The 16208-nt window shown below is 71.4% G+C and carries 10 protein-coding genes; 8 read left to right on the forward strand and 2 right to left on the reverse strand.

Annotated elements, in window-relative coordinates:
* Positions 1-130 precede the first annotated feature (130 nt).
* The gene (locus tag ACWEFB_RS23635; protein ID WP_452288676.1) at positions 131-1309 is read left to right on the forward strand and encodes a glycosyltransferase; all 1179 of its coding nucleotides are present in this window, start codon (positions 131-133) and stop codon (positions 1307-1309) included.
* On the opposite strand, the gene ACWEFB_RS23640 is transcribed toward ACWEFB_RS23635, so the two are convergent.
* Both ACWEFB_RS23640 and ACWEFB_RS23645 read right to left on the reverse strand, forming a co-directional pair.
* Positions 1299-2492 (reverse strand): cytochrome P450, encoded by a 1194-nt coding sequence (locus tag ACWEFB_RS23640; protein WP_452288678.1) that lies wholly within the window; start codon positions 2490-2492, stop codon positions 1299-1301. The genes ACWEFB_RS23635 and ACWEFB_RS23640 overlap by 11 nt on opposite strands.
* Positions 2493-2632: 140 nt before the next feature.
* Positions 2633-3886: an ROK family transcriptional regulator gene (locus ACWEFB_RS23645; RefSeq protein ID WP_452288680.1), complete on the reverse strand. Its 1254-nt coding sequence runs from the start codon at positions 3884-3886 to the stop codon at positions 2633-2635.
* 167 nt (positions 3887-4053) lie between these two features.
* Here ACWEFB_RS23645 and ACWEFB_RS23650 point away from each other — a divergent pair, with 167 nt between their 5' ends.
* The 7 genes from ACWEFB_RS23650 (at position 4054) to ACWEFB_RS23680 (ending at position 15611) form a co-directional block, all read left to right on the forward strand.
* On the forward strand, positions 4054-4866 hold the full coding sequence (locus ACWEFB_RS23650) for an ATP-binding cassette domain-containing protein (RefSeq protein WP_452288682.1): 813 nt from the start codon (positions 4054-4056) through the stop codon (positions 4864-4866).
* Positions 4863-6185, forward strand: a complete 1323-nt coding sequence (locus ACWEFB_RS23655; protein ID WP_452288684.1) for a hypothetical protein — start codon at positions 4863-4865, stop codon at positions 6183-6185. The genes ACWEFB_RS23650 and ACWEFB_RS23655 overlap by 4 nt, the downstream gene beginning before the upstream one ends.
* 216 nt (positions 6186-6401) lie before the next feature.
* Entirely contained in the window at positions 6402-6866 is a 465-nt protein-coding gene (locus tag ACWEFB_RS23660) for a hypothetical protein (RefSeq protein ID WP_452288686.1), read from the forward strand.
* A 50-nt stretch (positions 6867-6916) separates the two neighbouring features.
* Positions 6917-7906 (forward strand): sensor histidine kinase, encoded by a 990-nt coding sequence (locus ACWEFB_RS23665; RefSeq protein ID WP_452288688.1) that lies wholly within the window; start codon positions 6917-6919, stop codon positions 7904-7906.
* A gap of 3 nt (positions 7907-7909) precedes the next feature.
* Positions 7910-8557, forward strand: coding sequence for a response regulator (locus ACWEFB_RS23670; RefSeq protein ID WP_452288690.1), 648 nt, complete (start codon positions 7910-7912; stop codon positions 8555-8557).
* Positions 8558-8643: 86 nt separating this feature from the next.
* The gene (locus tag ACWEFB_RS23675) at positions 8644-9783 is read left to right on the forward strand and encodes a hypothetical protein (protein ID WP_452288692.1); all 1140 of its coding nucleotides are present in this window, start codon (positions 8644-8646) and stop codon (positions 9781-9783) included.
* A gap of 341 nt (positions 9784-10124) precedes the next feature.
* Entirely contained in the window at positions 10125-15611 is a 5487-nt protein-coding gene (locus ACWEFB_RS23680) for an ATP-binding protein (protein ID WP_452288694.1), read from the forward strand.
* The last annotated feature ends 597 nt before the right edge of the window (positions 15612-16208 follow it).

Here is a 16208-nt window from a genome sequence, read left to right on the forward strand (position 1 = left end):
GCACGGTTCTGCAATACTCCCGGAACGGCACGACGCGGAGAATCCGTCGTGCCGTTGCCGTGGACCGGAGGCGGGAATGTCGTTTGCTGGCACCAATTCCGTCGGCAGATACTGAGCGGCGGCGACGGTCGTGGCACTGGTGCTGATGGTGGTGCACGGCACCGACGGTGACGTGCTGCCCTTCGTCGCCGTCGGGCGGCAACTCCTCGCCCGCGGTCACGACGTGACGATCCTGACCCACGCCTACTACCGGAACGCGGTACGGGCGGCCGGAGCGCGCTTCGTCGCCGTGGACACCCTCGCGCAGTACGAGGCGCACCTCGCCGACGCCGCCGTACAGCAGCACTCGCAGGACATCAACGACTTCCGCGAGCACTTCGACCGTACCGGCCTGGCCGATCAGCTCCGGTTCGAGTGCGCGGAGCTGATCCGGCGGCACCGGCCGGGCGACACGGTGCTCGTCGGTGCGCCCCTGACCGCGCACTCGGTGCTCGTCGCCGGGGAGGTGACCGGTGCTCCGGTCGTCTGCCTGGCCCAGTCGCCGTTCCAGCTGATGAAGGTTCCCGGCGTCGCCTGGCTGTACGAACAGGTGCTCGCCGACCGGATCGACGCGGCGCGTGCCGTACACGGCCTGGGGCCGGTGCGGGACTGGACGGCCTGGATGTGGTCGGCCGACGCCCACATCGGACTGTGGCCGGACTGGTTCGACCGGGCGGGGGATCCCGCACCGCCGGGGACGCTGCTGACCGGCTTCGTCCTCGGCGACGACGACCAGCCGGTACGGCTGCCGCCGCAGGCGGAGGAGCTGCTGCGGGCCGATGTCCCACCGCTGCTGGTGACCGGCGGCACCGGCCGGCTGTTGCAGCCGGACTTCTATCGGTGCGCGACAGCGGCGCTGGCCCGGTTGCGCCGCCCGGCGCTGCTCGTGGTGCGCCACCGGGACCTGGTGCCCGAGGTGCTCCCGCCCGGTACGCACTGGTTCCCCCACCTGCCGTTCCGGGCGCTGGTGTCGCGGGTCGCCGCGGTGGTCCACCACGGCGGGATCGGTACGGTCGCGCGGGCGCTGGCCGCCCGTACCCCCCAGGTGTTGCTGGCCGACGGGATGGACCGGCCGGACAACGCCGCCCGGCTCGCGGCGTCGGGTCTCGGACGGGCGCTGGCGCACGGACGGTGGACGCCCTCGGCGGTGGTGGAGGAGGTCCGGGCGGTCCTGGATCGCCCGCCGGCACCGCAACCACCGGCGGGTGACGGCGCGGTCCGCGCCGCCGAGGCGGTCGAGACGGTGTTGACCGGCTCGTTCACCAGGTGACGGGGAACTCCGCGATGCCGCAGTTGATCCGCTCCGGGCGCCACGGGATCTCGTCGATCGGGACCGCCGGTGCCAGTTTCGGGAACCGGCGGAGCAGCGAGCCGATCGCGATCTCCACCTCGAGCCGGCCGAGGGCGGCGCCGAGGCAGAAGTGCGGTCCGTGGCCGAAGGTGAGATGCGGGTTGACCGGGCGGGTGATGTCGAACTCGTCGGCCCGCTCGAACGCGGCGGTGTCACGGTTCGCCGCCCACGGCACGGCCATCACCGCGTCCCGGGCACAGATGTCGACCCCGGCCAGGGTCACGTCCTGCACCGCGGTCTGCACCAGGAACATCGGACTCACCGAGGTGTAGCGCAGGATCTCCTCGACCGCCGGGCCGATCAACGCCGGGTCGGCGCGCAGCCGCTCCAACTGCTCCGGGTGCTGGAACAGGGCCCGGACCCCGGCGCTGATCGAGTTGATCTCGCGCCCCCCGATGAGGACCGCCACGGCCAGGCCGATGATCTCCTCGTCGCTGAGTTCGTCGCCGTCCTGCGCGGCCAGCCAGGCCGAGAGCAGGTCGTCGCCGGGCTCGGTCCGCTTCCGCTCCAACTGCTCGGCCAGGTACGCGCTCAGATCCGCCACCGATCGCGCCGCGTCCGGTGAGCCGTAGGCGGTGATCGAGTTGATGTCGGCGACCCAGGCGTTGAAGCGGTCCACGTCGGTGCTCGGCACACCGAGGACCTCGTAGACGACCAGCGCCGGCAGCGGTGCCACCAGCCCGGTGATCAGGTCGCCCGGTCGGCCGGCGGCCTCCATGGCGTCGAGTAGGTCGTCGGCGATCTGCTGCACCCGTGGCCGGTAGGACTCGATCCGCCGGGCGGTGAACGCGCGGGCGGCGAGGCGGCGCAGCGAGGTGTGCGCCTGCCCGTTCATCCCCAGCTCGCGCACCTTCGGCGGGACCGGACAGCCACCGGCGGCGGGCGCGACCGGTTCCTCGGCCTGCCCCGCGTGCCGGGTGAAGTCGGCGTCCGACAGCACCGTGCAGACCTCGTCGTAACCGAGGACCAGCCAGGTGGCCCGACCGTCGGGTAGCCGGACCCGGCTCACCGGTCGGTCCGTCACCATCCGCAACAGCTCGGGAGGCAGCTCACCGCGAAAAACCTCGAAGGGGTACGGCCGCAGCGTGTCGTCCGTGGTCAATCGGTCACCCGCCTCGGTGGCATGTGCTCGGCACGGCACCTCGCACCGGCACAGCATACGGCAGTGATCGTCCAGGGTGGATGGTTCGCGACGCCGCTTCTCGCACCGGTGCGGCACGGCCGTACGCGTGGGAGACGCCGCTATGGGTGGGGACTGTCCGTCGGGGGCCGGGGCAGCGCGCGGGCGACCACGCTCAGCGGGTCGGCCAGCAGTGCGGAGAAGCCGAGTTCGGCGGCGCCGACCAGGGTGGCATCGTCGCCGAGGGCCGAGATGCGCAGCCGTACCCGTTCGCGGGCGACCGGCAGGACGTTGGTCGCGATACGGGTGCGTACCTGGGCCGCCGCACCGGGATACAGGTCGCGCAGCATCCCGCCGAAGATCACCACGCCGGGATTGAACAGGTTGATCAGATTCGCCACCCCGATGCCGAGCCAGTCGGCGATCCGGTACACCGCGTCCCGGGCCACCGGGTCACCGCGGTCGGCGTCGTCCACGACCGCCCGTACCGCCTCCCGGCCGAACAGGGCGGCGGGTCGGCGCGCGGCATCGAGCAGTGCCCGCTCCCCGACCTCCGCCTCCAGGCAGCCACGCGAGCCGCACCCGCAGGGCCGGCCGTCGTACGGGTTCACCACCATGTGGCCCAGTTCGCACCCGTACCCGCCGTCGCCGTCCAACAGCTTGCTGCCGACGATGATCCCGCCGCCCACCCCGACGTCCCCGTGCAGGTAGATCACGTTCCGGAAGCCGAGCCCCGCCCCGCGTTGCTGCTCGGCCAGCGCACCGAGATGGGCCTCGTTGCCGACCGCCACCGGCAGCCCGAGCCCCAGCCGTCGACCGAGTTCGGTGCCGAACGCCTGGTCGACCCAGCCCATGTCCGGTCCGAAGCGGACCATCCCGTCGCCGGGGCGGATCATCCCGCAGTACGACGCGCTCACGCCGACGCAGACCGAGTCCGGCGGCGCCGCCCGGTGCAGTTGGCGCCCCATCCGGACGAGTGCGTCGACCACCCGGTCGAGGTCGGCTCCGGCCCGGGGGCGGACCGTCTGCCGGCGCTCCGGCATGGTGCCGCCCAACCCGACCCGCGCGGCGACCAGCCGGTCCACGGCGACGTCGAAGGCGAGTACGTACACCCGGTCGGACTCGGGACGGACCACCAGCGACGGTCGACCCGCCCGACCGGTGTCCACGGACGGCTCCTCACGGACCAGCCCCGCCGCGGTGAGCTCCGCCGTCAACGCCATGATCGTGCTGCGGTTCACGCCCATCCGCTCGGCCAGCCCCGTACGGGAAACCGAGCCGCCCAGGTGTACGTGCCGGAGCAGGATGCCGAGGTTGCGGCGACGGGTCTGCTCCTGAATCGACCCGGCCCCCGGCGGCGTCCGGGTTCCCAGCATTCAGGAGACGTTACGCGATGGGTACCTGCCCGGTCACGCTCTCCCTCCGTCGGTCCGGCGCGCGACGAGCCTTCCAACCCTTGAGACGCACGTCACATCCGGACGAGAACCGGGAGTGGGACCCGTGTCGTCTAGCCCGGTGTGAGAGAACGCGACAAGGAGATCAGATGGTACGCGTGGTGACCGCCGACGAGACGGCGCCGACGACGTACGCCTGGCCGGTGCGGGCGCAGGGGCTGCGGCTGCGGGCCGGGCGGCACGTCGCCGTCGACGGGCTCGATCTCGCGCTGGGCACCGGCGTACACGGGCTGCTCGGCCCCAACGGAGCCGGTAAGACGACACTGATCCGGGCGCTCGCCACCGTGCTCCGGCCGGAGTCCGGGCACCTGGAGATCGTCGGCCGGCCCGTTCACGGCGGCGGGGACCTGCGGTCGGTACGGCGCGCACTCGGGTACCTGCCGCAGGACTTCGGCTACTACCGGCGGTTCACCGTCCGGGAGTTCGTCGAGTACGTCGCCTGGCTGAAGGAGATGTCGCCGCGCGACGTACCGGAGGCGGTGCAACGGGCGATCGACCGGGTCGACCTCACCTCGCGGGCCAACAGCAGGATGCGGACCCTGTCCGGCGGAATACTGCGCCGGGTCGGCATCGCCCAGGCGATCGTGAGCGATCCGACCGTCCTGCTCCTGGACGAGCCCACCGTGGGTCTCGATCCGGAACAGCGGATGAGTGTCCGGGCGCTGCTGCGCGACCTCGGCCGCGACAGCTGCGTGGTGGTGGCCACCCACCTGGTGGAGGACGTCGCCGCGGCGTGCACCGACGTGGTGCTCCTCAACGACGGCCGGCTCGTCTTCCAGGGCGTGCCCGCGGACCTGGTGGCCGCGGCCGTCACGGACCCGCAAGCCAATGGTGACAGTGAGATCGAACGCGGCTATTCGGCGCTGATGCGGCGCCACCGCGAACAGGGAGGCCGACCGTGACCCGTCGAATCGTCGTCATCGAGCTGCGCCGCTCCTCCGCGCTCTGGATCGGCGTGCTCGCCGCCGCCTTCGCCTGGGCGATGACGTCCGACGGGGAGCGCTGGGACGGGCTCTGGATGGCGACGGTGCTCCTGCACCACAACATCCTGTGGTCGATCTGGCCGCTGGTCCTGGCGGCCGGTGCCTGGCAGGGTCGGCGGGACCGGGCGGCGGGGGTCACGGAACTGCTGACGTCGACCCCGCGTCCCGGCGCCGGTCGGACCGCTCCCCTGGCGGCGGTCCTCGCGGGGTGCCTGGCCGGCGGGTACGTGCTGAGCCTGCTCTACTGGCTCGTCCGCGCGATGCTGGCCGCGTCGTACCAGCCGCCGGGCTGGTACTGGCCGATCCTGGTCGGTGCGCTCGGCGTCACGGCGGCAGCGCTGCTCGGGCTCGGACTCGGCCGGCTGATGCCCTCGCGGCTGACCGCGCCGCTGCTGGCGGTCGGCGCGGTGGTCGCGATCATCGTTCCGCAGGTGCTCTGGGAGGACGCCGGTTCCCGGGCGCTGCTGCTGGTCCCCGGCTATCTCGGGTCGACCGACGACTACTCCACCGTGGCGTTGCGCGGCGTCGCCGGGCAGGCGGCGTGGTTCGTCGCCCTCGCCGCCACCGGCTGGGCACTGCTGGTCGCCGGTACGCGCCGGACGAAGCTGCTCGCCGTACTGCCGGCCGCCCTCGGCCTGGCCGTGGCCCTGTCCGTGCTGCCGGCGGCGGACCGGGCGGCCCCGCGCGACCCGCTCGCCGCCGAACTGGTCTGCGCGGACGGGGAACCACGGGTCTGCGTCACCCGGCTGTACCAACCGGTCCTCCCGCAGCTCGTCGACCCGGCTCGCCGGGCGCTGGCCACCCTCGGCCGGCTGCCCCAACCACCGACCTCCGTCGTCCAGGAGACCGGCCGGTACGGCTCCGACGTCGAACAGCGTCGCGACACCGTCCACCTGAGCCTGACGGTGCTCGGCGACGGGACGATCAGCACCGGGGCGGGCTCGATCGAGGAGGACATCCTCGACGGTGCCGGCACCTGGAAGTGCGGCGCGGCCGACGCCGACACCGACGCGTGGAACCGGATCGACGCCGCCCGTGCCGCCGCCGGACTCTGGCTGCGGGGTGCGACCGCCGCACCGGAGGATCTGTGGACGCCGGTCCGTGAGCTGGCCGACCGGGCGTTGGCCACCCTCGCGACGCTGCCCGCGGACGTACAGGTGGCCCGGGTGGCCGCCATGCGGGACGCCGCCCTCGACTGCCGGCCGGACCTGTACGACGTGCTGACCACCACCACCTGACGGTCACGCCGTCACGGTACGGAGCCCGAACCGCCACCACATGCTCGACGTGCTCGACCGTCCCGAGACGATCCGTCGTGTCATCGGGATCGCCTACTGACCTCCGGAAGGAGACTCGATGCAAGCAGGGAAAATCCGTCCTCGACCCGGTTGCGGGTACCCCGCTGCCGTTCGCGGGTCCGGGCAGTCGTTCGGTGTCCGGGTGGAGCGGGTCGGGTGAGGCGCCGGCGGCTGCACCGCGCCACCTTCGTGGCGGCCGGGGCGTACAACATCGCCTGGGGCTGTTACGCGGTCCTCGATCCGCAGTGGTTCTTCCGGATCACGGGTCTACCACTGTCGAACTCGCCGCAGATCTTCGCCTGCCTCGGCATGGTCCTCGGCCTGTACGGCGTGCTCTACCTGGAGGTGGCCCGGCGGCCCGAGAACGGTTGGCCGGCCGCCGCCGTCGGGCTGACCGGCAAGATTCTCGGACCCCTGGGCCTGGCGTGGCTCATCGTCACCGGTGTCTGGCCGGTCAGCACGGTCGTCATCATCGTCACCAACGATCTGATCTGGTGGTTGCCGTTCGGCCGCTACCTCGTCGACGCCTGGCCGGACTTCCGGGCGTCGTGGGGGTCTGTGTCACGCAGACCCGATCGGGTCGGGGACGTGCCCGGCACAGCCCCGGAGGTGGCGTCCTGATCCCGGCGGAGGGCCACGGTACGCGGGCACCCGGTGGGATCCGGTGCCCGGTGGCGGCAACCGCGTGCTCGCCGATCGACCGGCCGAAGTTCCCATCGATCGGTGGCGGGCGTCCGGCGGGTGGCGAAGACGGTGCCGGTGAGGACCTGAAGCGCGGTTGGCGCAATGGGATCCCTCGGCAGTGGCCGCTGGCCGTACTGCTGGTGGCGCTGATGGCCGGGTCCGTCGGGGCGCAGGTGCTGCGGCCCGGGGACCCGGACGCGCCGGGCGGCCCCGGGTCGGCCCTGCTGCTGCAGGCCTCGGTCCTGCTGGGCCTGGCGGTCGCGGCCGGGTGGTCCCTGCGCCGACGTGACAACGAGCAGTCCCGTGCCATGAGGGCTGCGGTGGTGGCGGCGCAGCAGCGCGAGCGGGTGAGTCTGGCCCGGGAACTGCACGACGTGGTGGCGCACCACATCGGTGGGATGGTGGTGCAGGCGCAGGCCGCCCGGGCGGTGGCCGGGACCGATCCCGGTGCGGCGGCCCGGGTGCTCCCGGCGATCGAGGGGGCCGGAACCGACGCGTTGTCCGCGATGCGCCGGATGGTCGCCGCGCTGCGCGACAGTGATACGAACGGTGGTGGGGGTGGCGGCGCACCGCTGACCCAGACGGCGGATCTGACTGCCGACCTGCGTGCCGTCACGACGACCCCGGTCGGCGGCACTCCGGTGCGGTTGGCGGTGGAGCTTGTCGAGCCCGTACCGGCGGAGGTCGCGACCTCGGTCCTGCGCTTGGTGCAGGAGTCGGTGACCAATGCGCGGCGGCACGCCTCCGGCGCGCGGGAGATCGCCGTCGGGGTACGAACCCGGGGTGGGATCGCGCAGGTGCTGGTCCGCGACGATGGCCGGCCCGCCGGGGAGCCGAACACGTACGGCGGTGGGTACGGGCTGGTCGGTATGCGTGAGCGGGTCCAGTTGCTCGGTGGACGCTTCTCGGCCGGCGAAGCACCCGACGGGGGCTGGCAGGTGGTCGCCGACGTGCCGCTACGAGATCCGGAGCGGTAGGGCATGCGGATACTGATCGCCGACGACCAGGAGCTGATCCGGGTCGGATTCCGGATGATCCTGGAGGCCCAGCCGGACATCACGGTGGTGGCCGATGTCGCCGACGGTCTCACCGCGGTGGAGGTGGCCCGCCGGTTGCGTCCGGACGTGTGCCTGCTGGACGTACGGATGCCGGGGCTGGACGGGCTGGAGGTCACCCGTCTGCTCGCCGGTTGCGACGTGCCCGATCCGATCGCGGTTGTTGTCATCACCACCTTCGACGTCGACGAGTACGTCGACACCGCGCTCCAGTACGGGGCGAGCGGGTTCCTGCTCAAGGACTGCGGTCCCGCGCTGCTGGTCGAGGCCGTCCGCGCCGCCGTACGCGGCGACGCGCTGGTGGCCCCGCAGGTCGCGGTACGCCTGCTGCGTCACTTCCGGCAGACCCCGCTGGCCCGCACGACCGTACCGGTGCAGGCGTTGACCGATCGGGAGACCGATGTCGTACGGGCTGTCGCGCGCGGTCGGACCAACCAGGAGATCGCGGCGGACCTGTTCGTCGCGGTGTCCACGGTCAAGACGCACCTCGCCGCCGCACAGGCCAAGCTCGGTGTGCGCAACCGGGTCGAGGTCGCCTCCTGGGCCTGGCGCTCCGGCCTGGTCGACGAGTAGTCCCTCGGGGCCCGCACGCGACACATTCGTCGGACACGCGTTCCCGGGCAATCGCCCGACGAGGGATCGGCTGCGACAATCAGGCAATGGACGACGCCGAGCGAGCCTCCGCCCGCGCCTCTTCGAGTGCGGACTTCCTGGAATTCAGCTTCTCCCTCAAGGTGGACAGCTCGCCCTGGTCGGTAGAGCAGTCGATGACACAACTGCTCGCCCATGAGAGCGCGGAGGGATTCGCACTCTCCCTGGCCGTCTCGGTCCAGGAAGATGCCAGGGTCATCCACGAGTTGGGCCGGCGGAAGACGCCGACGGCACTGGCCGCGTTGCGGGGCTTCCAGGCGATGAGCACGATCGACACCCAACGCGAACTTGCCCGGATGAACGGCGACCGCCTCGCCGAATCCGGAATACCGGAGCCGCCCTGGACGTCCACGATCGGCCGGGTGCGGGTGGATCGCTGCTGGTGGGCACACGACCAGTTCGACGAGACCGCGATTGTGCTCTTTGCGTTCTCCTATGACGGAGGAGACGAACATGCCATCCTGGCCATGATCGACCGTGTCGTCGGCGACGGATTGTTCCGGGAACTGACGCTCAGCGAGCACCTGGATTCATTGCTGGAGGTCCTCCGGTACGCCGACGAAGGCGACGAGGGCCTTGTCAGCGAGCCGCTCGACCCCGCGTACGGCCGGCGGCTGCTCGAAGACGCGATCGTCACCTCGGACGAGTTGAGCGAAGATCGGGAGTACAAGCCCCGGCCGGTGCCGGCGGCGTACCGGAAGATGCGGGCGCTGACCCTGGCCCGGGCCCGCGCGTTGAGTGACGTCGTCGCGCCACCGGAGCCCTTTCCCAGCAGCGTGGAGATCGAGCTGCTGAAGCGGACATTTCTGACCTCCGGCGCCGCGACCGGGCTGCCCGCGACCGACGTGACAAGCCGCGCCGTCGACCTGCTCGTCACGCAGTTCACCGACCATGCGGCCGGTCACCCACTTCACCTCGGCCCGCGCCGGGTGCTGGCCGTGCTCGGCAGCCTGCCGGCCCTCACCCCCGGGTACGTCGACGACCCGGACGTGGCACGGATCCTCCCCGACGTCGCCGAGGCGTGGGTCTCCTGGACCGCGACGGAACGCGGGCTGTCCGACGACGCCACCGAACGTCTCGAACAAGCCACAAAACAAGCCTGTGCACAACTTCGTTCCGCCAGGCCCGAGGACCACGAGACGACCTGACAACGGTCCCCCGTCGTTCCCGGTCCCCGGCCGGCGGTGGCCCTGCCGCCCGTCCGGCGCAGGGGCCGGACCGGTGCACGGCAAGGCGTACCACGGTGTCCACCCGTTCGCCGGGCCCGGCGGGCGCGTCCGTCCGGTACGCCGAACCCCGCCCGGTACCGCGGGCTCCGACGCCGCCCGAACAGCGACCGTCGCGGCCCCTCGACCCGACGACTCAGGACTGAGCACGTCCGAGCATTTGTGTACGCGGCAGTAATCCAGCAGGGTATAGGCAGGTGCAGGCGACGCTCCGGAAACATGGACGTCGCCTTCTGCGCGTGGGTATTTGGGAGGCTCAGCCGGTGTTCAGTCGTATCGCCATCGTCAACCGTGGTGAGGCCGCTATGCGGCTCATCCACGCCGTCCGGGATCTTTCGGCGGAAACCGGGACGCGAATTGAGACGGTCGCCCTCTACACCGACGCCGACCGCAACGCGACCTTCGTCCGGGAAGCGGACATCGCCTACCTGCTCGGCCCCGCCTCGGCCCGCCCGTACCTGGACCACGCGGTCCTGGAGCGGGCGCTGGTGGAGACCGGTGCCGACGCCGCCTGGGTCGGCTGGGGATTCGTCGCCGAGGATCCGGCATTCGCCGAACTGTGCGAGAAGATCGGTGTCACCTTCGTCGGACCGAGCGCGGATGCGATGCGCAAGCTCGGCGACAAGATCGGTGCGAAGCTGATGGCCGAGGAGGTCGGCGTCCCGGTCGCCCCGTGGAGCCGCGGCGAGGTCGCGACCCTCAAGGACGCGTTGCGCGCCGGTGACGAGGTCGGCTATCCGCTGATGCTCAAGGCGACCGCGGGCGGCGGCGGGCGCGGGATCCGCATGGTGGCCTCGGGTGAGGACCTCGCCGACGCCTACGAACGCACCCGGCAGGAGGCGCAGCGCGCCTTCGGCTCCGGCGTGGTCTTCCTGGAGCGCCTGGTCACCGGCGCCCGGCACGTCGAGGTCCAGGTGATCGCGGACGGGCAGGGCACCGCATGGGCCCTGGGTGTACGCGACTGCTCGGTACAGCGGCGCAACCAGAAGATCATCGAGGAGTCCGCCTCCCCGGTCCTCGCTCCGGAGCAGACCGCGGAACTGAAGGCGTCGGCCGAACGGCTCGCCGTCGCGGTCGGCTACCAGGGTGCCTGCACCGTCGAGTTCCTCTACCACCCCGGCGAGAGGCTCTTCGCCTTCCTCGAGGTCAACACGCGGCTGCAGGTCGAGCACCCGATCACCGAGATCACCACCGGCACCGACCTGGTCCGGCTGCAGTTGCACGTGGCCGACGGCGGAAGGCTGGAGGGCTCCCGGCCGAGCGAGGCCGGCCACGCCGTCGAGGCCCGGCTCAACGCCGAGGACCCGGATCGCGACTTCGCCCCGTCACCCGGCCGCATCGCACGGCTGGTGCTGCCGGCCGGTCCCGGTATCCGGGTGGACACCGGGGTCAGCGAGGGCGACAACATCCCGGCCGACTTCGACTCGATGATCGCGAAGATCATCGCGTACGGCCGCGACCGCGACCAGGCGTTGGCCCGGCTCCGCCGGGCGATGGCCGAAACCACCGTCATCATCGACGGTGGCGTGACCAACAAGAGCTTCGTGCTCGACCTGCTCGACCAGCCCGAGGTGATCGACGCGAGCGCCGACACCGGCTGGATCGACCGGGTACGCGCCGAGGGCCGCCTGGTCAGCCACCGGAACTCCGCGATCGCCCTGGCCGCGGCCGCCATCGAGGCATACCAGGACGAGGAGGAGGTCAGCCGCCAGCGGCTGCTGTCCACCGCGCACGGCGGGCGTCCGCAGGTGCAGCACGAGATCGGGCGTCCGCTGGACCTCAAGCTCCGCGGCGTCGGCTACCGGGTGAGCGTCGCCCGCGTCGGCCAGAAGCGCTTCCGCGTCGGCATCTCCGGCGGCGGCGACCTGCATCCCGCGGATGTCGAGGTCGAGCGGTTCGACGAGCACAGCGGGCGGATCGTGGTCAACGGACACCGCTTCCGGCTGGTGTCGGCCACCCACGGTCCGATCCACCTGGTCGAGGTCGACGGTGTCACCCACCGGATCAGCCGCGACGAGGGCGGTGTCGTCCGGTCGCCCGCACCCGCGCTGGTCGTGGCGACCCCGCTGTCGGTCGGTGACGAGGTCGACCTGGGCGCGCCGATCCTGGTGCTGGAGAGCATGAAGATGGAGACGGTGCTGCGCGCGCCGTTCCGCGCCCGGGTACGCGAGTGCCCGGTCACGGTGGGCAGCCAGGTCGAGACCGGCACACCGCTGATGCGCCTGGAGCCCCTCGCCGACGAGGGTGCCGAAGAGGAAGCCTCGGGCGCGGGTGACACCGTCGAGATCGACCTGCCCGCCGAGCCGGCGGACGTCTCGGCGACCGAGCGGGTCGAGCGCGGCCTGCAGGACCTGCGCAGCCTGCTGCTGGGCTTCGACGTCGACCCGCAGGACCGCAAGCGGGTGCTGTCCGGGTACCAGGCCGCACGGACCGAGCTCGGTGGCCGGCCACTGTCGGGTGAGCTGGACCTGCTGACGGTGTTCGCCGACCTGTCGGAGCTGAGCCGCAACAAGCCGGGCGGTGAGCTCGAGGTCGAGCCGGGCAGCCCGGTGCACAGCCCGCGCGAGTACTTCCACAGCTACCTGCAGAGCCTGGACGTCGAGCGCGCCGGTGTCACCGAGGACTTCCAGACCAAGCTGAAGCAGGTGCTGGGGCACTACGGCGTCGCCGACCTGGACCGTACGCCGGAACTGGAGGCCGCCGTCTTCCGGATCTTCCTGGCGCAACAGCGGATGTCGACCCACGTCGCGGTCGTGTCGGAGCTGTTGAAGCAGTGGCTGGCCGGTGCACCGCCGATCGAGTCGCTCAGCGAGCGCGCCGGGCTCACCCTGGAGCACCTGGTCGCGGCCACCCAGGTACGTTTCCCCGCGGTGTCGGACCTGGCCCGCGGGGTCGTGTTCCGCTGGTTCGCGCAGCCGCTGTTGCGTCGCAACCGCGCCAAGGTCTACGCCGCCGTACGCGACGAGCTGCGGTACCTGGACCGCAACCCGGACGCACCGGACCGTCCCGAGCGGATCCAGGCGATGGTGGCCAGCGCGGAACCGCTGGTCCGGCTGATCGGCCAGCGGATCGGCCGACCCGGGCGGGACCACGCCCCGCTGCTGGAGGTGCTGACCCGCCGTTACTACGGCAACCGTGGGCTGTCCGGGATCGCCGTACGGGAGATCGCGGGCTGCCGGTTCGTCACCGCCGAGCACACCGACTCGGGCGGCGTCGTACGCGTGGTCACCACCGCCATCGACATCGCCGCCCTGCCCGACGCCATCGGCGCCGTGGGGACCTTCGCGGCCGGCACCGGCACCCAGGGGCTGGAAGCGGACCTCTACGTCACCTGGGAGGACCAGCCGGACGCCGACGCGATGGCGGTGCGGCTCGAACAGCTCCTCGCCGAGCACCCGCAGCCCGCGGGCGTGCACCGGATCACCACCACCGTCGCCGGCACCAGCGGCGCGGTGATGCACCACCACTTCACCTTCCGGCCCGACGGTACGGGCTTCGCCGAGGACCGGCTGATCCGTGGCCTGCACCCGCAGATCGCGCAGCGTCTGCAACTGCAGCGGCTGCGTGAGTTCGACCTCACCCGGCTGCCTTCGGCGGACGAGGAGATCTACCTGTTCAAGGCCGTGGCGCGCAGCAACCCGGCCGACGAGCGGCTGGTCGTGATGGGCCAGGTTCGCGACCTGACCCCGCTGCGCGAGGCCGACGGCAGGTTGGTCGCGCTGCCCGCGGTGGAGGACGCGATCACCGCGGGTCTGGACGCGATCCGCAACATCCAGGCGCAGCGACCGCAGAACAAGCGGTTCGACACCAACCGGATGATGATGTACGTCTGGCCGGCGACCGAGCTGACCGCCGAGGAGCTGAACACGCTGGTCCAGCGCATCCTGCCGACCTCGATGGGCGCCGGTCTGGAGGAGGTCCAGTTCATCGCCCGGCAGCGCACCGCCGTCGGCGAGCTGACCGAGGTCGCCGTACGGATCACCCTCGACCCCGGCCACGGCGCACGGCTGCACGTCGGCGAGCCGTCGACGGAGCCGGTGCAGCCGCTGGACGACTACCGGCAGAAGGTCCTGCGCGCGGCCCGGCGGGGTAACACCTACCCTTACGAGCTGACCGGCCTGCTCGCCGGATCCGACGGTGCCTTCGTCGAACACGACCTCGACGGGAACGGCGCGCTCGTGCCGGTCGACCGGCCGAAGGGGAAGAACTCCGCGGCGATCGTGGCCGGTGTCGTCACCACCCCGACCGAGCGGCACCCCGAGGGCGTCACGCGGGTTGTCCTGCTCGGCGACCCGACCAAGGCCCTGGGCGCGCTGTCGGAACCGGAGTGCTCGCGGGTGATCGCCGCGCTCGACCTCGCCGAGCGGATGCAGGTCCCGGTGGAGTGGTTCGCACTGTCGGCGGGGGCGCGGATCTCCATGTCCTCCGGCACCGAGAACATGGACTGGGTCGCCGCCGCACTCAAGCGGATCGTCACGTTCACCCAGGACGGCGGCGAGATCAACATCGTGGTCGCCGGGATCACGGTCGGCGCCCAGCCGTACTGGAACGCCGAGGCGACGATGCTCATGCACACCAAGGGCATCCTCGTGATGACGCCGGACTCGGCGATGGTGCTCACCGGCAAGCAGTCGCTGGACTTCTCCGGCGGTGTGTCGGCCGAGGACAACTTCGGCATCGGCGGCTACGACCGCGTCATGGGCCCGAACGGGCAGGCGCAGTACTGGGCGCCGAACCTGCCGGCCGCTCGTGACGTACTGATGGCCCACTACGACCACACGTACGTCGTACCCGGGGAGGCAACGCCACGGAAGGCGAACACGACCGACCCGGTCGACCGTGACGTGTCCGAGTTCCCGCACACGGTGGCTGGCAGCGACTTCACCACCGTCGGACAGATCTTCTCCACCGGACACAACCCGGACCGCAAGAAGCCCTTCGACATCCGTACGGTGATGCGTGCGCTCTCCGACCAGGACCACCCGGTGCTGGAACGCTGGGCCGGGATGGCCGACGCCGACACCTCCGCGGTGCAGGACGTGCACATCGGCGGTCGGCCGGTCTGCCTGATCGGGATCGAGTCGCGGCCGGTGCCGCGGCGCGGTTTCCCGCCCACCGACGGACCGGACACCTACACCGCGGGCACGCTGTTCCCCGGGTCGTCGAAGAAGACGGCGCGGGCGATCAACTCGGCGTCCGGCAACCGGCCGCTGGTCGTCCTGGCGAACCTGTCCGGTTTCGACGGCTCACCGGAGTCGATGCGCAAGCTCCAACTGGAGTACGGCGCCGAGATCGGCCGGGCGATCGTCAACTTCGACGGCCCGATCGTGTTCTGCGTGATCTCCCGCTACCACGGCGGAGCGTTTGTGGTGTTCTCCAAGGCACTCAACCCGAACATGACCGTACTGGCGCTGGAGGGCTCGTTCGCCTCGGTGCTCGGTGGTGCCCCGGCGGCAGCGGTGGTGTTCTCCGGTGAGGTGAACAACCGCACCGCGACCGACCGGCGGGTGACCGAGCTGCAGGCGCAGGTCCTGGCGGCCACCGGTGCCGAACGGGCGGCGCTGAACGCCCAGCTCGCCGAGGTGCAGTCCGCCGTCCGGGCGGAGAAGCTCGGCGAGGTCGCCGCGGAGTTCGACCGCGTACACAGCATCCAGCGCGCGGTCGAGGTTGGCTCGGTGGACGCCATCATCGGTGCTGCCGAGCTGCGGCCACGCATCATCGAGGCCATCGAGGCCGGCATCAACCGCTGACACCACCCCGGCGTACGGCGGGCCGGAACCCGCCACGAGCACGAGCACCCGGTACGGATGACGTGATCGGCCCGCACGGGGCCGATCACGTCATCCGTCTGTTGGGAGGTGGGGAGACCACCGATGATCAGGGACATGACCACCGGCTTGCCCGCACGTCGGGAGGCTCTTCGTAATGTTCGCGATGCTCGACGCTGGCACCTTCTACGAACCCCGGTCCGTCCACTCAGCCTGAGTCACCCCTCTGGCACTGGCCTCGAACGGGTCCCCGCACGCCCGGCAGTCGTACTCATCGAGCGAGTCAGCAGCGACCGAATGGCCGCAGAAGTCGCAGGGACGCGTGCCCACATCCTCCAGGGACTGAATAGGCGGATCGACTCCCATGCCAGCCAGAGTGCCAGACAGGGCGATACCGCCGATGACCGCACCTTTGCCGAAACCCATAGGGCGCCCATGCCCGGCGCTCATCAATCAGGCCCGGAATGCAATCAGGCCCGGAAAACAAGTTAGGGCCACCCCGAAGGGTGGCCCTAACTCAAAAGAAGTCCGGCGGCGTCCTACTCTCCCACACCCTCCCGAGTGCAGTACCATCGGCGC

The sequence above is a fragment of the Micromonospora sp. NPDC004704 genome (assembly GCF_053601675.1).